The organism is Bacillus sp. AG4(2022), from assembly GCF_031844465.1.
GTDB lineage: Bacteria > Bacillota > Bacilli > Bacillales > Cytobacillaceae > Bacillus_AB > Bacillus_AB infantis.
This window is the reverse complement of record NZ_JAUZVH010000004.1, coordinates 438,829-462,652: the sequence shown is the minus strand read 5'-3', so window position 1 is coordinate 462,652 and position 23,824 is coordinate 438,829. Positions and strand designations below refer to the sequence as shown.

Here is a 23,824-nt window from a genome sequence, read left to right as displayed (position 1 = left end):
TTATAATCAGTCTAGAAATTCTGTTTCGCCATCAACTTCTACATTGTTGAATTCAATGGTAGAAGCGTCGCCTTTGATGTACAGGTTTCCTTTTACATGCGCATGCTCAAGTTTGTCTACTCCGGTCACATCCACTGTCACATTTCCGCTATATACTTTTGGTTCTGCTTCTGTACCGCTGAATCCTGAAGCCTCCACCACTTGTACAATGCGGCCTTCAACAGAAGGATTAACCGTTCCAAGCTCCTTCACATATTCCTGAAGCACTTCCCAATCTGTTAGCCCCAGATCAGTTACACGGCCTTCTTTATAGGCTTTTTCGAACACTTTATAGTTGTCTCCGCCTTTTGCAGTGAATGCATTAGTAGCTACAACATATTCTTTTTCCAGGTTTAACGCTTCCCAGTTTCCATCTTTGTCCTGAACTGTAACGCTAGTTACTCTATCGTTTACACCTTTAGAAGTATCATAAGTGAACTTTAAGCCTGACACTTGAAGGAACCCGCCGTTTAGTGCAGGTGCAATGCTCACACTCTGCTCCAGAGCGGCTTTCACTTCGGCACCTGTTAATTTCATTGTTGCCAGAGTATTTCCGAATGGCAATGTCGTGATCAGTTCCCCGACTGTGATTTCCCCGCTATTAATCGAAGCACGAATACCCCCGCCATTTTGGAACGCGATGACTGCATCTTCATTATATTGCTTGGCTTTGCTCAGCATTCCGTCGGCAATCAGGTTTCCAAGATTGGTTTCCTGGTTGCGGACTACCGCTTGGCCACCTATGTTTTGAACCAGTTCAACTGAAGCAGTTGCTCCTGTCGATTCTTCTTTAAGCGTCTTTACTTCATCTGCATAAGGCTTCAGAATAGCTGCCGCACCTGCATCTTCTGTCTTTTTAGAAACATCTACCAATTCACCCGCATGGCCGACAACCTTGCCGTCTTTATCAAATTCGACATCCAATGTTCCCAGGAAGGTGCTGTATTGATAGGCTGTCACGATTACTGTCGGCTCGTCTCCATGAGTGTCTACAACCGGCTTATAAGTGGAAGCATCACGGGAATCTGTCCCCAGAAAAGTATGAGAGTGTCCGCCCACAATGACATCAATGCCGTCAACAGCTTTAGCCAGTTCTTGATCATTGTCGAAAGCCGGGTTATCATCATACCCGATATGTGTTAGAGCGATAATTTTGTTGATGCCCTGCTCTTCAAACGCATCGACTGCTTTTTGAGCTTCCTCGATATAATCCTGGAATTCAACGCTGCCCGGGCTGGAAATTCCGGCTGTCTCTTCTGTAGTCAAGCCAAGAATACCGATTTTCTCCCCATCTACTTCTTTCACAATGGCATTGTAGATTTGTCCGTCTTCAGGATTTGATTCCACTTCTTCTGTATTAAAGATATCATCGAAATGGCTGTCCTTTGAGAAGTCTACATTGGAGCTTACAAATGGGAAGTCTGCACCTTGGACAAATTCTGCAAGTGCCTGATGACCCTCTGGAGTAGATCCAAGATCGAATTCGTGATTACCGAATGTCATGGCATCGTAGCCCATATAATTCATAAGCTTCAAATCTGCCTCACCTTGGAACTTATTGAAATACAAAGTACCTGAGAATACATCTCCTGCATCAAGCAGTAAAGCGTCCGGATGGCCAGCTTCGTACTCCTTGATAGCTGTAGCACGCTTTGCGGCATTGTCAATGTTTGCGTGTGTATCATTTGTATGCATAAGTGACAGATTGAAATTTTCAACAGGTGGATCTGTAGGTGTACCCGGATTTGATGGCGTACCCGGATTTGGAGCCTGAGGTGCTTTAAACGTAATGTCTCCGATAACAGACTTGCCATTAAATGATAACAATTTATAGGTCTTGCCTGACTCTTGAACAGAAGTTGTCAATTCAACCGTCGTATAATCTTCGTCAGCCGGTGCAGAAGGAAGAATCTTGACTGCTTCTACTTTCAGTCCGCCATCAAATGAAAAATCTGTTGTCAGGACATTTTCTAATTGACCTTTTACTTTTACGCGAATCGTAGTATTGTTGACCGACTCCACACTGACGGCTTCAACCATATTTTCCATTACCATCGCGGATTTATGTAGGAATATAGCATAATCCCCGCGTTTTGCGTTTAGATTGACTCCAAACTCATCTTCAGTGGTTCCTTTTGTTACACCATTAGCAGCCAAGGCTTGTACAGCATTTTTGTACATTGGTGTTACATCTTTGAATTCCATGCTGGAGTTGCCTTTAAGTCCAAATCCTTTATGCAGCCAAATGGCCAACTCTCCGCGGGTAATAGAGCTGTTTGAATCAAATGTAGTTTTTGTTTTTCCTGATGTAATCCCTGCTGCTTTAAGAGCATTTACTGCACCTTCTGCACGGGCAGGAACATCTTTGAATCCAGAGGCGGGAGCAGTTTGAGTATTTAAGCCCAGAACCTTCGCTAATAATACAGCTGCATCTACACGCTTAATTTCGGAACTAGTCCCAAACGAATACGCATTTAAACCTTTACCGCCTTTAGAGATAACAAAATCGACAGCATCCTTATAGCGATCTGTTACATCTTGAAAATTTGCGGCGCTTGCTGTTGGTGCCACTGCCGAAACTACGACAGCTGCAGTTGCTGCTGTTGCTAAAAATTTACGGTTTTTGGTCATCCTAGTGCCTCCTCAGTTTTTAAAATTGGCAAATACTCAGAAAAATATCCAAAAATAGTCCTATTACTCTATCAATTCACAAAATACCTTGAATTAAGAATAGTAAGACCAGAGCTCTTACATTATAACAAAAGACCTACGCAGTTTGCACATATTTATACATATTTTACGGGATTTTTACATTTGTATGCGCTTTATGTCGAATGTTAATTTTGTAAATACAGCTGAATATTCGTATTTTGATGAGATAATTACTTTTTCTATATATCTTTCTTTTTAACAGATTTTACCCATTACTTGAGAAAATCTTTTTAAAAACAGCGACTTAGTCTCATTTTTCTTTATACAATAGTGTAGGATTATTCATAAAAATTATATTGAAATTACATCTAACACATTTAATTTTATTATTTTATTCCCTATAAGTTACATGCCCAACTTCTTGAAGAATATTTAATCTTTCTTAATATTATCGAGTCAAATATCCTTACGAACTTTCGAGTGCCTCACGTTTCTTTAATTAATTATTTGTCAGCATCTCTCTAAATAACACCAGCTGGTCCTCAATCCTGGATGTTTCCAAGCAGTATTTTGATGCTGAAAACGGTAGAAGAGCTTCATAAATTGCCGCTATAACGAAAAAAACACTCGTTGCTATATCGCATCGAATGCTTTTTAATCTACTCTTGCTTATTACCAGGAGTTCTTATAATAAATTATATAGAAAAGAGCAGCCTGCAAATTGCAAGCTGCTCTTCTATATTAGTTTCCTGCAGTTACAGCAACATCCGCAGTAAGAGCATTACCAGCTACGTCAGTAATATTCAAACCAGTTTTTGCTGTTTTAACAGTTAGAGTTTGAGTTGTATTGTAAGGAGCAACCGTAAATACAACTTTATTGTTACCAGATGAAACTGCTGCATAAGAAGCTGGAGTTAATTCTAGTCCATTTACTTCAAATTTGAAGTCATCCAAGATGTTAGAAGCAGTTCCTGCTGATAGTGCAGATAAACCTTCACTGAAAGTGAGTTCAACTGAAGTAGAACTTACTTTCTTAGCAGATACAAGTGTTGGTTTAACGTTATCAGTTAGACCGCCAATTACTTGGTTAGCACTTGCAGCACTTAGTTTTGCACCATTTTCTGCGACTACATCAGTGATTGATAATAGAGCATTACCAGAGTTTGTAACAGATCCAGCTGGAAGCTCGATTTTAACTGTTTCTTTACTTCCACTGAAGTAAATTACAGTTCCATTAGGAAGTGATTGATTGTTTAACTTATAGTTAGCAAGATTTACAGCGCTGCTTGTCATGTCAGTTCCATAAGGAATTGTGATGACGTTACCTGAAACTGAAGCTGATACGCTAAGATCTCCAACATTAGAAGAACCTTTAGTCATTGTAAGTGTTGTAGCACTGTTTTTATTGCTTGAAGAATCTGTTACAGTACCTTCAGCCAATACTAAAGTATAGCTTCCGCTTGCAATTACTCCATCAGTTTGAATAGCGCTTGCTTTAACTTGAAGAACAGTGTTTCCGTCTGCATCAGTAACAATAGTTGCTGAATCAACATCTTTCCTTACTCCATTCTTATCAGTTAAAACGATCTTGTTTTTATCAGCAGTTTTAATAACCTCGTCAAACTTAATGCTGAATACTTCATCAACACCAACACCTGAGTCAGCGTCTACAATCTTGTTAAAGCGAGTTTGTACTGAAGGACCAGTAGTGTCTTTAGTTAAAGTAACAGAAGCAGTTGCAGCGTTACCTACTAGGTTATCAGAAGTTGATTTGAAAGCAGAGATAGAAGCAATAACATTTACTGATGATTCATCAGTGTTATAAACTTTCACCCCACCGTTATCAGAAACAGTTACAACGTACTCTTTACCGCTTCCAGCAACAGAAGTTGTAAGATCTAATCCATTCTTCTTAACTGTTACAGTTGGCTCAGTTACAGCTTTATCAAAAACGATTTTGAAAGAGTTAGAAGAAACTTTTTCTGTTTTAGTTACGACCGGCGCAACAGTACTAACATTGATAGAGAAAGAACCAGTTACATATACAGATTTGTTGTTAGTAATATCAACAACATTAGCAAGAGAAACAACATGTGTTCCATTGCCTAAATTCTTAGCACCATCAGTAACTGTTACAGTTTTAGATTTTGCAGAAGAAACTGTATAAGATTTGTTTACACCATTAACATTTACTAAGCCAACAGAGTTGATGTAGTCGTCAAAAGTAACTTTAAGGTCATCTCCATCTACTTCTACTTTTGTTACAGTAGGCGCAGCGTTATCTACAAAGGTAAATGTTTTTGTAGTGTCAGCAATAGGAGCTAATTTGTCATCTACAACATTCTTTTTCACTTTAACAGAAAGATAAGCACCATTTGCAAGTGCAGAACCATCAGCTAGAGTAATAACAGCTTTGGATTCGTCATCTTCGTGCAATTCAACAGTATAGCTTGAAGTAGATAAAGCAGATCCGTTGTTTACTTTGATTTCATAGTTAGATTCGTCTTCAGCTGTTAAAGAATCCATGTTCTTGTTAAAGTCAACAACAATTTCTTTTGCATTTACAGCAGAAATAGTTTTAACTTCTGGAGTCTTAACAACTTCAGCAGCTCTCTTTAGGAAGATCGCAAGGTCACCACGAGTGATGTTCATGCTTGTTCCGAAAGTTGTAGCCGTTTTACCTTGAGTTACTTCGTACTCGTAAAGAGCCTTGATGTAAGGGCCGAAGTTAGGGCCAAGGTCTGTGAATGGAACATCTGTGTCAGAAGTTAATTCGTAAGCGTTAGCAAGGATCTTCGCCATTTCACCACGAGTAAGCAGTGCGTTAGGAGCGAAAGTAGTTGCAGTCTTACCAGAAAGAACGCCTTCTGATTTAAGTGCAGATACAGCAGCATCGTAGCGGCCAGTATCAGTGAAGCCTGAAGCTGGTACGTTAGTCAGGTCAAGCTTAAGAGCTTTTGCCAGCCAGATTGCAGCATCACCGCGTTTTACGTTGTCGTGAGTACCGAATGTAGTATCAGTAGTACCTTGAGTGATTCCATTTGCTACAAGGTAGCTAACAGCATCTAGGTATTTTGGAGCTACATCTTTGAAATCAGATACAGATGCTGCGCTTGCAGCAGGCGCTACAGCAGAAGCAACGATTGTTGCAGTAGCAGCTGTTGCGATGAACTTGCGGTAAGACTTAGGTTGATAAGCCATGTGTTTGTTTCCTCCCTGTTTTGTAAATAAAGGTTTTTAATATTTTCGAAGATTGAATCTTCGATGAACACAATTTGTTGCAGTTTAGCAGCTTCCTATTTCCGTCAAATTCCCCCATGTTTCGCGTTGCTATGTAGGTGAAAATGGAGCATTCCTGGAAGAAAAACAGTGCTTCTCTCCTAAATGACAGAATAGAACTACTATACACGTATTCTATTCTACCAAAAATGGATGATATTTCAACTGTTTTTTACAATATTATCCCTGCAAACTGTTTTTTGCCAGAAAACCCACTTATGCCATGCATTAGGAGTGTAATACCAGCAACAAAAATTATTATACAGGTAATTTACTTTAGATGGAAGAATTACCATGGCAAAATAATACTAGTTTGGCATAGTAATTGTTTCCAGCACTTCCACCTCTTATTATAGACGATGTGAGTTTTGATTTAGTTTCAGGTTTTTTTATATTATTTTCCAAGAAAAAAAGCATGCAGAAGAGCTGCATGCTTTGCTGAACTCACCTTGCCAGTGTATGCACGCCGGCTTTGGTGTATGCTATATTTTTTTGTATGTTTCCAGAGTCTGGTCGGCGAGCTGTTTGACAGAATAAAGGGCCGAAGCTTTTTCGTAGAGTTTATCTCCCATATTTGAGAGTTTTCCCTGATCCTTCGCTTCAGCTGCTGCAAGAATGGCTGACTCTATGGCAGATGCATCTTTGACAGGCACAATCCAGCCCAGCGAAGGATCCGAAATCAAATCCTTCACACCGCCCACATCTGTAGAAATGACCGGAACATGGGCGCGGGCCGCTTCCAGAATGACGAGCGGAAAGCTTTCACTGTAGGATGCGAGCAGCTTGACGTCAGATAAGGACAGATATGAGTGAACATCATCATGGAAGCCGAGGAAGCGGACTTTTTCCGCGATCCCTTTCCTGGCAGCTTCCTTTTCAAGCTCCGCCCGTATCGGTCCATCGCCGATCAAGAGCAGCGTTGTATCCGGTCTTTTTTTCAAAAGGCTCTGGAAAGCATCAAAGACAACGGTGTGGCCTTTGATTGGATGCAGGCGCGCCACCATGATGACGGCAAACTCCTCTTCTGAGAGCCCTAAATCTCCCCTTGTCAGATTGTTTTTCAATTCTTTATCAAAGGAAATGCCGTTATAGATAGTCGTAATTTTCCCTGCCGGGATGCCAAAGCCGGTGATCATGCTTTTGAAGCGTTCAGATACGGCAAAGAAATGATCTATTTTACGGATGACATTCATATTGATTGCAGTAAAGACACGACCTTTAATCCCGCCTTTGATAAAGTCCTGCTCAGGATTGCTGTGGATTGTGGTGACCCATTTGAACGGAATCATTTTTCTCACCATATAGGCGAAAAGGTTTGCCCTCGGCCCATGAGTATGGACAATGGTGATTCCTTCATCTTTGATGACCTTTTTAATCCTTGATAAGATGGACAGGTCATAGCGTGATTTCTGGTTGAAGAAGACCAGCGGGATCCCAAGCTCCCTCGCTTCCTGTGCGAGTTTGCCTTCCTGGAAAACGCCAAGCAGGATGTCCTCAGACTTTAGATGGCTTAATAAAGAAAGAAGGTGGTTTTTTGAACCACCTGTCTCCCCTCCGCTGATTAGATGCAAAATTTTCATGACTGCTCATTCCTTTTGACTGTAAATGTTCCGGCAACAGCTGCCAGCATCATGAAGAAATACGTTGTATATGTTTTATCTTCCCAAATATTGTAGAGCAGCGCACAGGCAAATACTGCCAGCAGGACGCTCATAAGGGCGATTGCCGCTTTGGATTCCTGTCTGTTTTTCCACAGGAAGAACAGCATGCCTAAGAGAAAGACAGCAAACAGGATGACGCCGACTGCGCCTGTCTGTGCAATGATCTGAATATACTGGTTGTCCGAATAGATGTCATTCTCGATGCCATAGTCATCATAGATCGGTGAAGAATAGCTCTTTGCCGCCGAATCGCCGTAAGTGGCAAAGCCTGTGCCGATAACCGGGTGGTCTTTGAAGATTTCAAAGCCCTTGTTCACAATGAACAGACGGCCGGTTGTCTTACTGAGCTCAACGGTCGACATCTCGAATGTTTCCTTGAAGCGCCGCTCCTCATCTGAAGGCTGTTCAGTCTGGTCTGCAGGCGTTTCGGTGCGCGGTACATCCTGATCCAGGCCCTGGAGCTTAAAGTAGTTCGCTCCTTTTGTCACGGGAATATTGACCAGGACAACTGCAATCAGGATGCCGATTACGATATTGCGGGCCCGCTTCCACTCTTTTGTGAGCAGGATATAGACAACAAAAGCAATCACAAAGCCGATATATGTCCCGCGTGAATAGGTCAGCGTGATGACGCCAAGCATGAGCACAAGGCCAATATTAATGAACAGCCTTGTCTTGCCATTATTGACGAGCTGCTTCAGGTACACGCCAAGCATGAACGCAATGGACAGGTATACAGCCAGTACGTTCGGATTGTCAATCAGTCCGTAAATCCTCACGCGGTTATTGTAGGACAATGAGCGCCCGACCCATTTTTCCGGCATGAGGAGCGTCCTCAGGGAAAGCTTCTCGACGAGGCCGTGCAGACAGAGCAGGATGGCCATGAAGAAGGTTGTCCAAAGAAACTTTAGTATATCTTCTTTTGTAATATTCAGGCGCCTCACTACGTAAAACACGATATACGTGATCAGGAAGGCCCTGAGCTGAAATACGATAGCAGTCGGCGATACACCGGTCAGGAACGCCGAGATGGCTCCCACTGCACAAAAGGCGAAAAACGCCCATTCGAAAATATGGAATTCAAATATCTTCTTCCATTCTTTCTGAAGAAGATATTTCAGCACCACACTTGCGAATGCCGCCAGGATGATCAGATCTCCTGCCATCTTCAGCGATGGATTTATTTCAATCAAAAACGAACGGGTCGGAAAATAAATCAGCAGGTTCAGCAGGCCATTCTTCGGCGAGAAAAACGCATACAGGGCCAATAGCGCCGATACCCCAAGCCCGACAAGTGAATGGGGAATTATAAGTGCAAGGATGATCAGAGGCACGCTTATGAGTGCAAAAGGAAAATCTCTCCATGAAATATTCATCAATCTAGGTCCTTTCTTGCCTTTTACTTTGCTTATGCAGGATAAAAGGCTTGAAAAGTAGTCTTTCAAGCCTTTTGTGTTCTAAGAAGGCAGTCCAATAAAGTTCTCTCCATTTATAACATGGGGAACTGGAGCAGTCTATATTAAAAAGTTGAAAATCCTGTGAATCTTAACCAATCCCTACCGGCGGGACATGATCTTCAGAAGGAACCTCGGCAGGGCGAGCTGCCGCTTGAAGCGGTGCGGCTCCTTCATCAGGCGGTAAAGCCATTCAAGGCCGAGCTTCCGGTAAAAGGACGGTGCCCGCTGCACCTTGCCGGCAAAGACGTCGAAGCTTCCGCCGACACCCTGGAATACTTTAACGTTAAGATGCGGCATATGCTCACGGATCCACAGCTCCTGCTTCGGGCTGCCCATGGCGACAAACAGCAGCTCGGCGCCTGATTCATTGATTTTCTCAACAAGCGCCTGCTGGTCCTGGACATAGCCGTTTTCATAGCCGGAGATGATGAGCCCCGGATATTTTTCCTCAAGCTTCCGTTTAGCCTCTGTGACAACCTCTTCCTTGGCGCCATACAGAAATACTTTATGATGTTCTTCAGCGGCGAAGCGGATCAATCTTTCCATCATATCCACGCCGGTCACCCTGGAGGTGATGCTCCCGCCCTTTAGCTTAGAGGCGAGCAAGATACCGACGCCGTCAGGGATCTGATAGGTTGACCCGTTGATCAGGCCGCGCAGCTCTTCATTTTCTTCCGCTTTGATGACTTTTTCAGGATTTACGGCAATAATGGTCGATTGTTTCCCTTCCATCATCCTGGTTCTGAGATCATCAATAATCTCTTCATAATTAAGAGGGGAAACATCGACCCCTAAATATTGCTCTTTTCCCATTCTACTCATCGCTTTCTTTTTTACTCATAATGTAATGGGCGTCAGCATGGAAAGATCGCCGATGCGGTATACCTTTACATGATCAGCATCCATGTCCGTACAGTTCTTCGTATCAAACACAACCGGCGAAGCCATGCCTGCAAAATCCTCTGCCTTCAGCTCGCGGAACTCAGAGTGGTCTGCAAGGATCGCGACGACATGGGCCCCGTTAACGGCTTCCTCAAAAGAAGACAGCTCAAAATCCACCTGGTGGTTCTGCACATGCGGATCATAGGCATGGACCTCGAAGCGCGGATTGCTTTTCAGCATTTCGTAAATTTCGAGTGCCGGGCTTTCGCGCACATCATCGATATTGCCTTTGTACGTCAGGCCGAATACAGCGATCTTCGGCTTTTCCAGCTGGACGGTAAGCTTCTCAATATTCTCCACCACAAAATGAGGCATAGAGTTGTTGATGCGGCGGGCTTCCTGAATTAATGGCGATTCTGCCTGAGCTTTTTCCACGATGAAGTAAGGGTCGACTGCCAGACAGTGGCCGCCTACTCCTGGTCCAGGCGTATGGATGTTCACGCGCGGATGCTTGTTGGCAAGCTCGATGACATTATGCGCATTAACGCCAAGCTTCTGGCTGATTTTCGCCAGTTCGTTGGCCAGTGCGATATTGACGTCGCGGAAGGTATTTTCCATCAGCTTGGACATTTCAGCAGTCACTGCTTCTGTTTCAATCACATCGCCTGTGACGACGGCACGATAGACATCTGCCGCTTTTTTCGCAGCAACAGGTGTCGTTCCGCCGACGATGCGGGTGTTTTCAATCAGCTCGATCAGGATGCGGCCTGGGAGCACGCGCTCTGGGCAATGAGCCACATAAATATCATTCTGCGTGTCAAATCCGCTTTCTTGAAGGATCGGTGCCACAATATCATCCATCGTTCTTGGCGGGATCGTTGATTCAACAATGACGACATTGCCTTTTTTCAAAAATGGCACGATTGACTTTGTAGCATTGACAACATAGTCGACATTCGCTGTATAGTCTTCGTGGATCGGCGTCGGTACGGCAATGATGAAGACATCTGCTTCCTCAGGTGCTGTGGACGCGCGCAGCTTGCCCGTCTCCACTACTTCTTTCACAAGCTCCGGAAGGCCGACTTCTTCTATATGGACTTCCCCTTTGTTCAGTGAATTGACGACACGTTCGCTGACATCCATGCCAACTACTTCATAGCCGGCTTTTGCAAAAATGGCCGAAGTTGGCAGGCCAATATATCCTAATCCAATTACACAAATCTTTTCCATCAAATAGGACCTCTCTTTATAGGCTTCAATAGTGATATACCGGGCTTTCTTGTTACCCGGTGAACAATCTCAAATAATTTCTAACATAGTATAACAAATCCTGACAAACCTTGCATCATTGACATTGTCTGAAAGCAGTTATAATGATAAAATATGGTTTAGCTTTTTAGGGGGCGTTTTCACCGGCTCCTTTTCTTTTATGTTGCGAAAATATTCTGCTTTGCATTCGCAATTTTTTACCAAGAGGCTTAATTTTAATGCCGGATGAAAGCATATGTGCATACTAAAAGAAAAGCTTTCTGGCAGGAAATGCAGCCTTAACCCACTATAAGGAGGAAATACTTCTTTGAAGATTGTCATCTCAGGATTCTACGGACTTGGAAACACAGGCGACGAAGCCATCCTGGAATCTATTGTCGATAATTTGCGCGATCAATTGAACGAACCAGAAATTACCGTTTTTTCACTGTCTCCGGAACAGACTGCAAAGGAACATCATGTCAAAACCGTTTACCGGGGCTGGCGCCAGGATTTTAAAGGCAAGGTCAGAGCACTGAAGGAAGCCGACCTGCTCGTGTCCGGCGGCGGGGGACTTTTGCAGGATACATATCCGACCAAGTTTATATTCGGACCGCTTCCTTATTATTTACTGATTGTATTCCTTGCCAAGCTTTGCGGCACAAAAGTCATGTTCTTCTCCCAGGGCATCGGACCTGTCAAGTCCACCTGGGGCAAGATACTCATGAAGGTTTTTGCCAATATGGCCGACTTTGTTACAGTCCGTGACCAGTTCTCTAAGGACCTGCTGCACAAGCTTGGCGTCAAACGGCCAGAAACGGTCGTTACATCAGATATCGTCTTTGCTTTCCATCCGAAAAAAGATACAAGCTGCATCGACAGCCTTGATCTTGAACGAAAGGATAATCTGGTTGCCGTTTCTGTGCGTCCATGGTTTGAAAAGATAAAGCAGTTCGAGCAGATTGGCCAGATCCTTGACCGCCTGATTGAGGAACGTGATGTGACCCCTGTGTTCGTGCCGATGGAAGGCCATCACGATGATGAAGCGAGCAAAAAGGTGCTTGCCCATATGAAGCATGCTGACAAATGCCTTATCCTTGGAACAAAATTTACGCCAAATCAGTATTTGAACTTTATCGGCGAATGCCGGATGACGATCGGCATGCGTCTTCATGCCCTGATTTTCTCAACACTTATGGGTGTACCGCATATCGGCCTCAGCTACGATAAAAAGGTGGAAAGCCTGCTGAAGCGCAGCGGGATGTGGGAATTCTCGGCCGTCCTTGAAGAAATGGAGGCTGAAGAGCTCACAAAGAATTCACTTCACCTACTGGACAACCGCGAGAAATACAGCACTGTGGTCAAAACCAATGCTGAAGCTATGAGAAAAGAAGCTGTCCGCAATGTTGAGCTGCTGAAAGAAAACTTTTTACGTTAATGGAGGCGCCAAAATGAAAATATTAATTGCTACCGCATACGATTATCCGCACGCGGGTGGACTTTCCACTCATGTGGCCACATTAAAGGCCGGACTTGAAGAGCGCGGACATGAGGTTGATGTCCTGTCATTTTCTGATATCAGCCCCGCTGTCCGCAAGGTATATGCCCAGGGGCCAAGCTTTGTCATTCAAAAGCTTAAGAAAGGCCGCGGCATCCTGTGGAGCCATCATGCCCGGAAGAAGCTGATCCAGAAGCTGATCGAAAAGAACAAGCATAAGCAGTATGACCTGATCAATGCACAAGATCCATTCACCACGCTTGCTGCCATTGAAACGGGCATCCCGACTGTCTCGACTGTCCACGGCTATATGGCGTTTGAATCTGTCAGCAAAGGCAGCATTATCGAAGGCAGCCCTGAGGCAAAGGAAATGCAGGATATCGAAATCAAGGCCTATAAAGGGACACGGAAGATCATTACCGTTGACCAGCGCCTGAAGGACTATGTAAAGGAAATGTCCGGAGTGGAAGGCAACGCCATCCGCAACTTCATTGATATTCACAGCTTCAAGCCTGATAAAGATAAAAAAGGCCAGCTTCGCGACCAGTACGGGGTGTCACGAGACGAGCATGTCTTATTCGTGCCGCGCCGCCTGACAAAAAAGAACGGGGTCATCTACCCTGCCCTGGCTTTGCCTGCTGTGCTTGAGAAATATCCAAACACCAGATTAATTTATGCCGGAAGCGGCGAAGCGTTAAATGAAATCAAGCAGATTGTCGCGGAAAATAAAATGGAAGACCGCGTCACGCTGCTCGGTGCCGTACCGCATGAAAAGGTAAAAGACTATTATGCCCTGGCCGACATCGTCCTTGTGCCGAGCGTCCACTCTGCCGGCGTTGAGGAAGCTACTTCCATCTCGGCTCTTGAAGCGATGGGCTCCGGCTCTCCGCTTGTCGCCTGTGCAGTCGGCGGCCTGAAGGAGATTGTCGATCCCGGCAAGGACGGCCTACTGGTTGAGGAAAAGAATGTAGAGGAGCTTTCCGAAGCTATTCTGTACTTCCTCGAAAATCCGGAAAAAGGCGAGGAAATGGCGAAAAATGCACGCGAAAAAATTGAGAAGGAATATTCTCACCTTGCCGCTGCAGCCAAATATGAGGAAATCTACCTCAGCGCACTGAAGAAATAATTGTGAAGAGCCTCAGGGAGAGCACCCGCTTTACCTGGGGTTTCCTTCTACCCTTAAATAGAAAGTGACTGAAGAATCCATGTCAGGATTAAAAAAAACTGCCATCTGGATCACGCTGCTTGCCCTCGTCCTTAAGCTGTCAGGCTTCCTGCGCGAGAGCATCATTGCGAGAGAATTCGGCGCAACCGACTTCACAGACGGCTATTTGCTTGCTTTTTCTTTTATCACACTTGTTGTGGCCATGATTTCAGGCGGATTCAATAATGTGTTTCTGCCCTTGTATATAAAGCACCGGAATGCTGACACAGCCGCCACCGAACGGAATGCGAGCGGCATCATGAATGCCACCGTGCTGGTTTTCCTGATTGTTACGGTTGCCGGCTATTTCTTCGTCCCGTATATCGTCCCATTCATCTACGGATCGATGAACGAGGTGCAGGAGAAGGTCGCTGTCGATATCACGCAATTCTTCTTCCTTTTCATGACAGCGATTGCCTTGAACGGAATTCTGGAATCCTACCTGCAGGGCAGGCGCGTGTTTGTTCCATCCCAGATTTCAAAGCTCCTGGCAACATTGATGGGTGCCGTATTCGCTCTGCTATTCTCTGATTCCTGGGGCATCAACAGCCTTGCTTACGGCTTTATCGCTGGTACGCTTCTTGGAACCGTCCTGCAGATTTTTTATCTCAGGAAAAGCGGTTTTCATTGGGAGCCGACGATCAAGGTTGATAAAGTATTCCGCAACACTTTTCTTGCCCTTCTTGTACCGGCCTTGCTCAATTCAGTCGTCGGGCAGATCAATATGTTCGTCAATAAAACATTTGCCGCCGGCACGATTTCCGGTGCTGTCACTTATCTGAATAATGCTTCCCTCCTGGTGAGCATCCCGCAGGCGATCTACGGCACGACGATTGCTGCGATCATCTTTACCCTGCTGTCAGAGCAGGTGGATAACCATAAAAAATTCCAGCAGACGTTCTTCATGGGCATGCAGATCTCCCTTGTCACCCTGATGCCAATCGCCGTCGGGCTCCTGCTTGTCGGTGATGCGGCCATTGCTTTTATCTATGAAGGCGGGAGATTTACGGCAGAAGACACGCAAAATACCTATCTTGCACTTCTCTTGTATCTGCCATTGATCGTGACGCAGGGCCTGCAGTACATCGTCTCGAAGTCGATGTACGCCCGCGGGAAGACGGCGATCATCCTCCGGATCAGTGTGACGACGATTCTATTGAATGTGCTGCTCAACTGGCTGTTTGTCGGTCCGTTCGGCTATCCGGGGCTTGCTTTGACCAGCTCTGTCGTCTCCTTCTATTATCTGGGCGTATCCACCTATGTGGTCTACAAGGACTTTGATGCAGGCGAAAGAAGGAAGCTTATCTCCTTGTTCATCCGCGTGCTGCTGCCATCTGTCATCATGGCGGTGCCGCTCTACCTGATCAAGCAGTTCACACCGGTCTCCGACTGGCTGCCGCTGTTCGAGCTGAGCATTCTTGTACCGCTTGGCGCCATCCTTTATGCGGGAGGATTATATTTCTTCTACCGCCAGGGATTTGTTCAGCTGCTTTCTGTCGTACGGAAAAAACGGGGCGGAAGCTCTGGTTGATTATAATGCGAAAAGCGCCAGCTATCTTGCTGGCGCTTTTTTCAATATTGATGTTCAAAATCAGTCATGATCCACTTGTTTTCTACCTGACTGATTGTGATGACGATGGTGAGGACACCGTGAAGATCGCTTTTATGTTTCTGGGTGATTTTATATTCTGAAGGACTGGTCTGCTTCAGTTCATAAGGCTGTGATGTGTCCAGGAATATCGGCCCTTCGGTAGCAACAAGATAAAGTCCATCCGCCTTTTCTTCAACTATATAGCCAAATCTTTTCTTTGCGAGCTGTTTGGTCATAATGGAAGAAAATTCAGTGTAAAACTCTTCCTCTGTTTTGAAGGTTGGATGCTTCAAATTAGCATCAAATTTCTTTAACTGCTGATCAAACAGCGTCATGGAACTTGCCGAGAGGCCGCTTGCTTCTGCCTTGCTCAGCCCGCCCTGCTCCACTGGTTCTTCTTCCTGCTGATTATCCTCAGGTTCGTTTGCTTCAGGCTGTTCTTCCTGTTCTTCCTCTGTTTCCTCTGTTGGCGGAGGATTGTTCTGTTCTGGATCTTGTTCTGTGTTTTCCTCTGGTTCATTGTTTTCGTTCTGGTCCGGCTGATTGCTAGGGGCCTCTGCTTCTGTATCTTCCTGCTTTTCGGTGTCTTCTGTATTTTCGAGCAGCAGGCTGTTATACCCTTTGGCTTCAAGGATGGAGTCTGCAATCTTGAACAATTCTTCTTCCTTTAGGTCTCCCTGCTTCTCAACGACCTGATAGAAGCCTTCCGCTTCCCAGATGATATACGACAGCCCGTCTTCTCCATGATAATAGGTGCCGGTCAGATTATCTGCCAGCATGAGGTCAGAGCCTGACTGCTGATCGTCCGACAATTCCTTGCGCATCTGATAGGAAAATGTATTCTGCTCGTTCGCCGAATCGGTGAATATATGCTCATATAACTCTCCTACTGTATGCATATGCTTAAACACATAATTTTCCGGTATATAGGGAGGTGTGATCAGCTCAGGTTTCTTTTCGGCGGTTTGCTGCTGATCTTCTTCCTGCTGGTTCACCAATGAATAGACCCCTGCAGAGGAAGCGGCAAGAAACACGGCTGTCAGCATGACAGGAACCCATTTTCCCGCCTTCTTTCGGGAATGTCTTTGGGCTGTCCTTGTTTCCTTCTGGCTTATGGTTCTCATGACATTTGCTTTCATATCGGGAGTAAATCGGAATTCCGCAAGTTTCCCGCTATGCTTTTGATCTTTTACTTCTTCCAGTTCTTTCTCCATTCCACTCACCTCTTTTCGTTAAAGATTTTTTTAATAGCTCCTTGCCTCTTGTCATGCGCGATTTCACGGTATTCAGGTTCAGCCCGCATATATCGCCGATCTCTTTCTGGGTGCATTGCTGATAATAATATAAGAAAATGATTTCGCGGTATTTTAAAGGAAGCTGCAATATTTCATTCAGCAGCTCTGTCTTTTCCTCCTGTTCGATTAAATCCTGTTCGGCACTGCTGCTGCCGCCCGTGAAATAGGAGGAAATCACATCGCTGGCATGCATTTTCCGGTAATGCCAGCTGGTGACATAGTCTTTGCAGTGATTAACTGCCACTCTGTAGAGCCAGGTATCAATGGATGAATTCCCCTGGAAGGTATCCAGCTTCTCATAGCATTTGATGAAGATTTCCTGTGCAAGATCTTCTGCGGTCTGATGATTGCGGACATACGAATAGGCAAGATGGAGTACATCGGTGCCATGCCGGTCCATCAAATCGCTGATGATTTCATGTTTATCCAATCATGTCCCTCCTCTCGGGAAGATTTGTTTATTTTTTAGACGAGGCGTGGGGGGAGAAGGTTGATTTTATTTTTTTGGGTGGGCATGGAAAAGCGCCGGTTTTTTGGCCGGCGCTAAGATATAAACTATTATTTTTAATGGAGCTGTTGATTTCCGCTGCAGGCACTTCGCTTTCCGCGGGGCGGCGCTGCAATCCCGCTGGAGTCTGCGTGCCTGAAACGAAGATCAACAGGGTTTTGTAATTTATTGGGCTGTCTGAAAGCAGACCTAAGATACTCCACCCTATTTTTTAGATACTAGTTTTTCGCTTCTTTCATTTTAACGGAACGTTCGAGGAAGAGCGCGTATTGGCCGCGGTCGACTGTATTGTTTCCGTTGTATGGAACCGAGTTGGTGATTTTGCTATAAGCAAGCTTGTTGATATTCGTGCGGTTTGGATGGAATGGAGCGATTCCAGCGAAATGATAGCCTGCTGGCGGCTGGTTATAGGTGTCGCCGAATGAACGGACCAGAATGCTCGCCATGTCCGACCTTGTGAGCGGATCATAAGGCTTGAGCTTTCCGCCTGCGCCCATGATGCCGTTCGCTTCGGCGATGAGCATATATTCATAGCCCGGGCTGCCCGGCTTCATATCATCAGCTTTCATCTTATAGCCTGCCGGCAGCTTCAGGTCCAGCGCCTGGACAATCAGCTTGGCAGCATGATAGCGCAGCAGCTTCACTTCAGGGCGATAGGTGCCGTCAGTATAGCCATTGATAGTATCCCTCGTCTGCAGGAAGGTTACTGCCCGGGAGACTTCCTTATTATATACATCCTTGAAATAGGTTATCTCATTGGATGTGACAAGATTGGAGGATGCCATATACCCTTCGAAGCCTGTCCCCTTCACTTTGTAGAATACATATTGGTTATAGATGCTCGATCCGCTTTCGTAAGGTCCGCCTGTGATTTCAACCGGTGTATAATGCAGGACTGCTTCCGGCGTCGCATCAGTGATGGAATCACGCAGGTTGGAGGTAGAACGCGCAGTGTTATATGTATAAGCGACTGCTTTGTTCTTATAGTTTTGTGTTGTCTTTGTGCTGGTAGGCCACGTATAGTCTACTCCTGCAGGGAATGTCATCAGCTCAGGACGTGATGCATCCGGATAGCGGATATCCAGCTTCGGCGTTTCCCCCAGTTCCACCAGGCTGTTTTCCCTGATTGTCTGGAATACCTTCTCCTGGTAGGCATTGCCGCCTGCATGGTTCGGGTCATTTCGTTTGGAGAGCCCATTATAGCTCATGACTGCAAAATACCAATCTTCAATCTTCTCTTTTTCATGCTTGTTCACCTGCGGAAGATTGCTGTTATTCCACTTGCGCAGCAGCTGGTCGGCCCCCTGCTCAATATTGTAGCGCGTATCCTTTTTCAATCTTTCCACATCAACGTTATATTGGCTGATTTCTTCCGGTGTCAGCGTCAGCTGCATGATGCCGATTCCGCCGTCATTGGAAATGATCGGGGATCCATTGCCGTTGAACTGCATCATGCCTGTTTCCACATAAGCGATTGCCTTCAGAATTTCTGCCGGGATGCCTTTCTGAACGGCCACCTCGCGCAGCATCTTCTGCACCTCGGCAATATTCACCTGAGCATTTGCTGCCGTAATCAGCGGCTGGACAGAAGAAGATGCCTTTGTCACTCCTTCAGCCTGCACACCAGTACCTGCACCTGCACCCAGGCTGAGCATAAATACACCGGCCGCAGCCATTTTCACTAGTTTTTGAGATTTCATGCTATCCCTCCTCTTCCAGTATTTTAACATAATGAGATATTGGGTAGAAATATTTGTCATTATGGAGGGAGGGTTGTTATTTCGAGGTGTTTTTTGGTAAAAAATGTATTAAAGGGCGAATAGTTGGGATTGTGGGGCGAATCATTGTAATTTTGGGGCGAATCATTGAATTTTTAGGGAGAATCAGCTTGATTTTAGGGTGAATCAGCTGCTAATTAGGGGGAATCAGCTTGATTTTAAGTAGAATCATCAAGTTATTAAATAGAACCAGCTTGATTTTGGGTAAGATCAGCTAGTTTTAGGATCAATCAGCGAAATTTTAAGCAGAATCCGAAAGACATAGGTAGAGTAATGAAGAAGTTTCATCCCCAAAACAATTAATGTCTGCCGGCTTGCAGAAACTATGCCATTTTTCCTATTCTCATCTAAATCTCGCCCGGAATCAGCCGATATTTACTATAGTGAATGCCTAAAATGACTCTATCAATCTGTCTTTTACCTTTTGCTATATCTTATGACTTGTGAGGGAAAACTCTATGCTAGATAAGCATAAATCTTACCGTAAATTTATGGCGGCTTCTGTAACAGGTGTTATGGTCGCAAGTGTCATATCACCCCAGTTTGCAGGCGCACAGCAGCCTGTGCTTTTTTCTGATGTAGCACCAAAGGATTATTACTACGAAGCGGTCACCAGCCTTTCTAAAAGAGGAATTGTGAAGGGCTTCGGACAGGGGGAATTCAAGCCTGGCGAAATGGTTACAAGGGCTCAGGCTGCCAAAATGGTTGCTTTAGCTTTAAATTTAAAGACCGATCAAATAAAAGATCCAGGATTCAAGGATGTACCAAAGACCAATTGGGCCTATCGCTATATCACCGCCCTGAATAATGCCGGAATCCTTCATGGCTATGGCAGCCAGTTCAAGCCGAATGACCCGATTACCCGGGCACAGCTGGCAAAAATTCTGACGCTTGCTTTTAAACTGCAGGAAAGCCCGCTGAAGGATCAGCGCTTTACTGATGTGCATGCTAAAGACTGGTTTGCAGGCTATGTGCAGCCGCTGATTGAAAACAAAATCACGCTCGGAACGACGGCTAACACTTTTTCACCTTCCCAAATCGTGACCCGCGGCCAGATGGCGGCATTTATATATAGAAGCGAACAGGCTGTCAAAACCCTTCGGTCTGCCGCTGTCATTAAAGAGATTACAGAGGATAAGCTCGTTACAGATAAAGGAAGTTTTCTGCTCTCTCCTGAACAGAAAAAATGGATCACTCCAGACAATGCCCTGATTCTTAAAGATGCAGTCATTTACTATCATGCTGAAGATCATGTAATAGAGAAAATTGCCTCTGTTGAAATCAAGGCCAGCGGGAAGCCTGCTGCCGAACATGCGGCGGAGTTTTCAGGAAACCTGCTATTTGACGGGAAAGGCGCTGTGATTGAAGGGAATGTAAAAGTGGCAGGCGATTTCCTGTCCCTGAAGAATCTCACCATCATGGAGAATTTAGAGATTGCAAAAGAAGTAGAGAATGACTTTTATATGGAAGATGCCGTTGTCCATGGGAAAACCCTGGTTAATGGCGGTGATTCAAATACGGTTGTGTTCAAAGATACCCGTTTAGGAACTGTGGATGTGAATAAGCCTGAAGTGCGGGTCGAATCGCTCGGCCATTCTGCTGTTGGAGAGCTTGCTATTCATACTAATGCTACTATCACCGCAGATTCCGGCGTGACTTTTCCGAAGGTATCCATTACAGGCAGCGCAAGCCAGGTCAATCTGCAGGCTAATATTGATTCTCTCACTATTTCCAACAGCCAAGCACTGAATCTCACGGGATCGGGGAATATAAATAAATTAGAGGTGAGCTCCACCGTTCCTGTTTCACTGGATCACATAGGACAGGTGCAGACCTTATCTATCACCCAGCCAAAGACCAGCCTGACGATCGGGTCTAATATGCAGATACAAAACCTTGTGACACCGGCAAAAGTGGAGGCTCAGCAGGTTGTAAAGAACTTTGAAGCAGTCCAGTCCCAGGTCGCCAACCTGAACGGGACGGCCAATCCGGCCGCTGCACCAAGGAATAATCCTCCTGTGCAGGCAAACCCGGTATCAAATAAAACCATTAACCTGGAAGACGGCCCTATTGTAATCGACGTATCAGAGGTTTTCACTGATGCCGATCAAGAGCCCCTTACCCTTACAGCCATGTCGCGGGCACCCGGCGTGGCTGCCGTGCAGCTGACTGGAACACAGCTGACCATCACACCTGCAGCTTCGGGTACAGCACTCATCCAGATGTCTGCAACTGACGGAAAGCAGTCCGCTGTTGCACGATTTAGTGTATTTGTAAATACAAAGCCGTCCGTTACAGAGCTTCCTGCCCAAACCCTGACACTTGGCTCTGCAGGCGGGACGCTTGATTTATCCTCTTATTTCCAGGACGGAGATGGCGACACGCTGACCTATACAGCTGTATCAGACAATCCGGCTATAGCTGAGGCTGATATCGATGCCAGTACGCTTTCCATTTCTGCTGTCAGTGCAGGCACTGCCACTGTCACAGTGACAGCGGATGACGGCCGCGGTGGAACCATCAGCAAGACATTGCAAGTGCTGGTGAACCGCGATCCTGAAGCGTTTCTGAACATTATCGACCAGATCGGGACGATTGGCGAACCGGACATAGAAATAGATATAAAGAATGTCTTCCGGGATCCTGACGGCGATTCTTTAACCTATGAAGTGACGTCAAGCCACCCTTCCGTTGCCGGCGCTTCACTGGACGGTACAGTTGTCAAATTGCATCCTGCCCGACCCGGTAAATCAGCCATAACCATCAAAGCCTGGGACGGAAAAGGCGGTTCTGCAGAGATTTCTTTTACAATCAATGTCAACCAGGCACCAGCGGGGACTTCTTTCTCTGATCAAATACTCACCCTTGGTTCTGAAGAAAAAACAATTGATCTCGCCAGCGTATTCAGCGATCCTGATGGAGATGCTTTGACCTATAAAGCTGAATCACAGGATGCTTCCATTGCAGGTGCAGCCGTCAGCGGTTCTCTATTGAAAATAAAGCCTGAAACTGCCGGAACCTCCGTCATTACTGTTACAGCTGAGGATGGAAAAGGCGGGAAGACATCCAGAAGCTTTACTGTGCGGATCAACAGGAATCCTGATGCCAGTCCGATTGCAGACCTGACGCTTTCCTTGGGGAGTGCAGCCAAGATCATTGATTTGTCCCAAAATTTCACTGACTCTGATGGTGATGAATTATCATTAAGTGCCGTATCAGCGGACTCCAGCATCGCTCAAGCGGCGCTCACTGGAAAGGTCTTAAAAATCTCTTCGATTGGGACTGGGGAGACTACTTTGACTGTCACAGCTTCTGATTCTTTTGGAGGAACTGTCTCTCAAGCTTTCAGTGTAATAGTAAAACCAAACGAAGCACCTGTTGTTCAGCAGGGAATCGGGGATAGGAAGTCAAAGCCGGCTGATGAAATTGTCATCGATCTTGCTGATGTGTTCACCGATCCGGAGCAGGATGAACTCACTTATGAGGCAGAATCATCCAATCCCTCTAGTTCAGACGCTGAAATATCCGGCAGTACACTCACAGTCACCGGCGTCCAGGATGGGAATGCTGTCATCACCGTGACAGCAGCCGATGCTTCCGGCAACAAGGTCAGCACCACTTTCAAGGTTACTGTTTCATCGAACGCTGCGCCTTCAGTGTCCGGCTCTATCCCTGAACAGGTCATTGGGGCAGGGGTGCCGGGAAATCAGTTTTCAATTGACCAATTATTCTCTGACTCCGACGGCGATCAGTTGACCTATTCAGTAACGGCAGCGGACGGAGCCCTTGTTAATGCCAGCATCAATGGGAATCTCCTGACCCTTATGCCGGGAACAGGCTATGGAAAAACGACTGTCACTGTCCAGGCAGATGACGGCAACGGCGGGACAGCAACGGCCGCTATTAGAGTAAACGTCGCCAAAGTCGCTCAATACAAAAAAATCACGGCAAAAAAGGGAATTGCAGATGTGTCTTATGATATGACTTCATTCTTCCCGGCCCAGAACAACCTGACCGTTTATCGCCAGATCAAAGGGCAGCTGACACAGAGCGGCACCCAGCCTCTGAGCGGAAAAGTGTTTAAGATGGTACCAGGTGAGACAGGATCTATTGAGAATTGGTGGATTACAGCGGAGGATGGAACAGCCGTATTCATTGAGGTGTCTGTCCTGGAACAGCAAGGCGTTGGAGTCTTTTTCTCGGAATACACCCGGGGAGAGGATGGCAGGATTGCTTTGGAGATTTTTAATAAAAATGACAGTGCGCTGGAGTATCAGGTAATAGGTTATCGGTATAATACGAAAACCAGCCAGATGGAAATAATGAAGAACAGCGATGGAAGCCCTTATGCAAATATAGGTAAAATCTTTCCAGGCATGTATGGAATGATTATCAATCACACATTCTATGATTTATTTGATATCGCACCGGTCTCATACTACAATGCTGAAATGGTCATGACCTCCAACGGCAAAGACGGCTATATTATCTGTGCTTTCGAGCTTTTGAAAGACGGACAGGTTGTTGATGTTATCGGAGATAAAAACTGGACACCAGGCTCTACTTCTGAGATCCTGCCGGAACTTGGCACGATGATCAGGAAGAAGGGGATTGGCACAGGGTCCACTTCCTTCAATTTGAGCGGGGAATTCGACTTGATGCCAACAACATATATCAATTTGGGTAACCATACACCTTAATGGATTGGAAGCTGCCTTGGAAGGGCAGCTTC

General features: G+C 45.6%; 13 protein-coding genes. 4 read left to right on the top strand and 9 right to left on the bottom strand.

The window, feature by feature from the left end; genetic code table 11:
• Window positions 1-6: 6 nt before the first annotated feature.
• From Q9R36_RS13895 to Q9R36_RS13870, 6 genes are all read right to left on the bottom strand, one after another.
• Window positions 7-2,670: a 5'-nucleotidase C-terminal domain-containing protein gene (locus Q9R36_RS13895; RefSeq protein ID WP_311225346.1), complete on the bottom strand. Its 2,664-nt coding sequence runs from the start codon at window positions 2,668-2,670 to the stop codon at window positions 7-9.
• 762 nt (window positions 2,671-3,432) lie between these two features.
• Window positions 3,433-5,892, bottom strand: a complete 2,460-nt coding sequence (locus tag Q9R36_RS13890; RefSeq protein WP_311225345.1) for an S-layer homology domain-containing protein — start codon at window positions 5,890-5,892, stop codon at window positions 3,433-3,435.
• 560 nt (window positions 5,893-6,452) lie between these two features.
• Window positions 6,453-7,550: a glycosyltransferase family 4 protein gene (locus tag Q9R36_RS13885; protein ID WP_311225344.1), complete on the bottom strand. Its 1,098-nt coding sequence runs from the start codon at window positions 7,548-7,550 to the stop codon at window positions 6,453-6,455.
• Window positions 7,547-9,007, bottom strand: coding sequence for an O-antigen ligase family protein (locus tag Q9R36_RS13880; RefSeq protein ID WP_311225343.1), 1,461 nt, complete (start codon window positions 9,005-9,007; stop codon window positions 7,547-7,549). Before Q9R36_RS13880 ends, Q9R36_RS13885 begins: the two co-directional genes overlap by 4 nt.
• Window positions 9,008-9,187: 180 nt before the next feature.
• A complete protein-coding gene (locus Q9R36_RS13875; protein ID WP_148975738.1) occupies window positions 9,188-9,901 on the bottom strand; it encodes a WecB/TagA/CpsF family glycosyltransferase in 714 nt (237 codons plus the stop codon).
• Between the two features lie 24 nt (window positions 9,902-9,925).
• The gene (locus Q9R36_RS13870; RefSeq protein WP_311225342.1) at window positions 9,926-11,200 is read right to left on the bottom strand and encodes a nucleotide sugar dehydrogenase; all 1,275 of its coding nucleotides are present in this window, start codon (window positions 11,198-11,200) and stop codon (window positions 9,926-9,928) included.
• A gap of 346 nt (window positions 11,201-11,546) precedes the next feature.
• On the opposite strand from Q9R36_RS13870, the gene csaB reads away from it, so the two are divergent.
• From csaB to murJ, 3 genes are all read left to right on the top strand, one after another.
• Window positions 11,547-12,656: a polysaccharide pyruvyl transferase CsaB gene (gene csaB / locus Q9R36_RS13865; RefSeq protein WP_311225341.1), complete on the top strand. Its 1,110-nt coding sequence runs from the start codon at window positions 11,547-11,549 to the stop codon at window positions 12,654-12,656.
• A gap of 13 nt (window positions 12,657-12,669) precedes the next feature.
• Window positions 12,670-13,842: a glycosyltransferase family 4 protein gene (locus tag Q9R36_RS13860; protein WP_148975735.1), complete on the top strand. Its 1,173-nt coding sequence runs from the start codon at window positions 12,670-12,672 to the stop codon at window positions 13,840-13,842.
• 79 nt (window positions 13,843-13,921) lie between these two features.
• Window positions 13,922-15,451: a murein biosynthesis integral membrane protein MurJ gene (gene murJ / locus Q9R36_RS13855; protein ID WP_148975734.1), complete on the top strand. Its 1,530-nt coding sequence runs from the start codon at window positions 13,922-13,924 to the stop codon at window positions 15,449-15,451.
• 41 nt (window positions 15,452-15,492) lie between these two features.
• Here murJ and Q9R36_RS13850 read toward each other — a convergent pair whose 3' ends face one another.
• From Q9R36_RS13850 to Q9R36_RS13840, 3 genes are all read right to left on the bottom strand, one after another.
• A complete protein-coding gene (locus Q9R36_RS13850; RefSeq protein ID WP_311225340.1) occupies window positions 15,493-16,725 on the bottom strand; it encodes a DUF4367 domain-containing protein in 1,233 nt (410 codons plus the stop codon).
• Window positions 16,685-17,236, bottom strand: coding sequence for a sigma-70 family RNA polymerase sigma factor (locus Q9R36_RS13845; protein ID WP_148975732.1), 552 nt, complete (start codon window positions 17,234-17,236; stop codon window positions 16,685-16,687). Before Q9R36_RS13845 ends, Q9R36_RS13850 begins: the two co-directional genes overlap by 41 nt.
• 296 nt (window positions 17,237-17,532) lie before the next feature.
• Window positions 17,533-19,014: an S-layer homology domain-containing protein gene (locus Q9R36_RS13840; protein WP_311225339.1), complete on the bottom strand. Its 1,482-nt coding sequence runs from the start codon at window positions 19,012-19,014 to the stop codon at window positions 17,533-17,535.
• A 536-nt stretch (window positions 19,015-19,550) separates the two neighbouring features.
• On the opposite strand from Q9R36_RS13840, the gene Q9R36_RS13835 reads away from it, so the two are divergent.
• Window positions 19,551-23,792: an S-layer homology domain-containing protein gene (locus tag Q9R36_RS13835; RefSeq protein WP_311225338.1), complete on the top strand. Its 4,242-nt coding sequence runs from the start codon at window positions 19,551-19,553 to the stop codon at window positions 23,790-23,792.
• The last annotated feature ends 32 nt before the right edge of the window (window positions 23,793-23,824 follow it).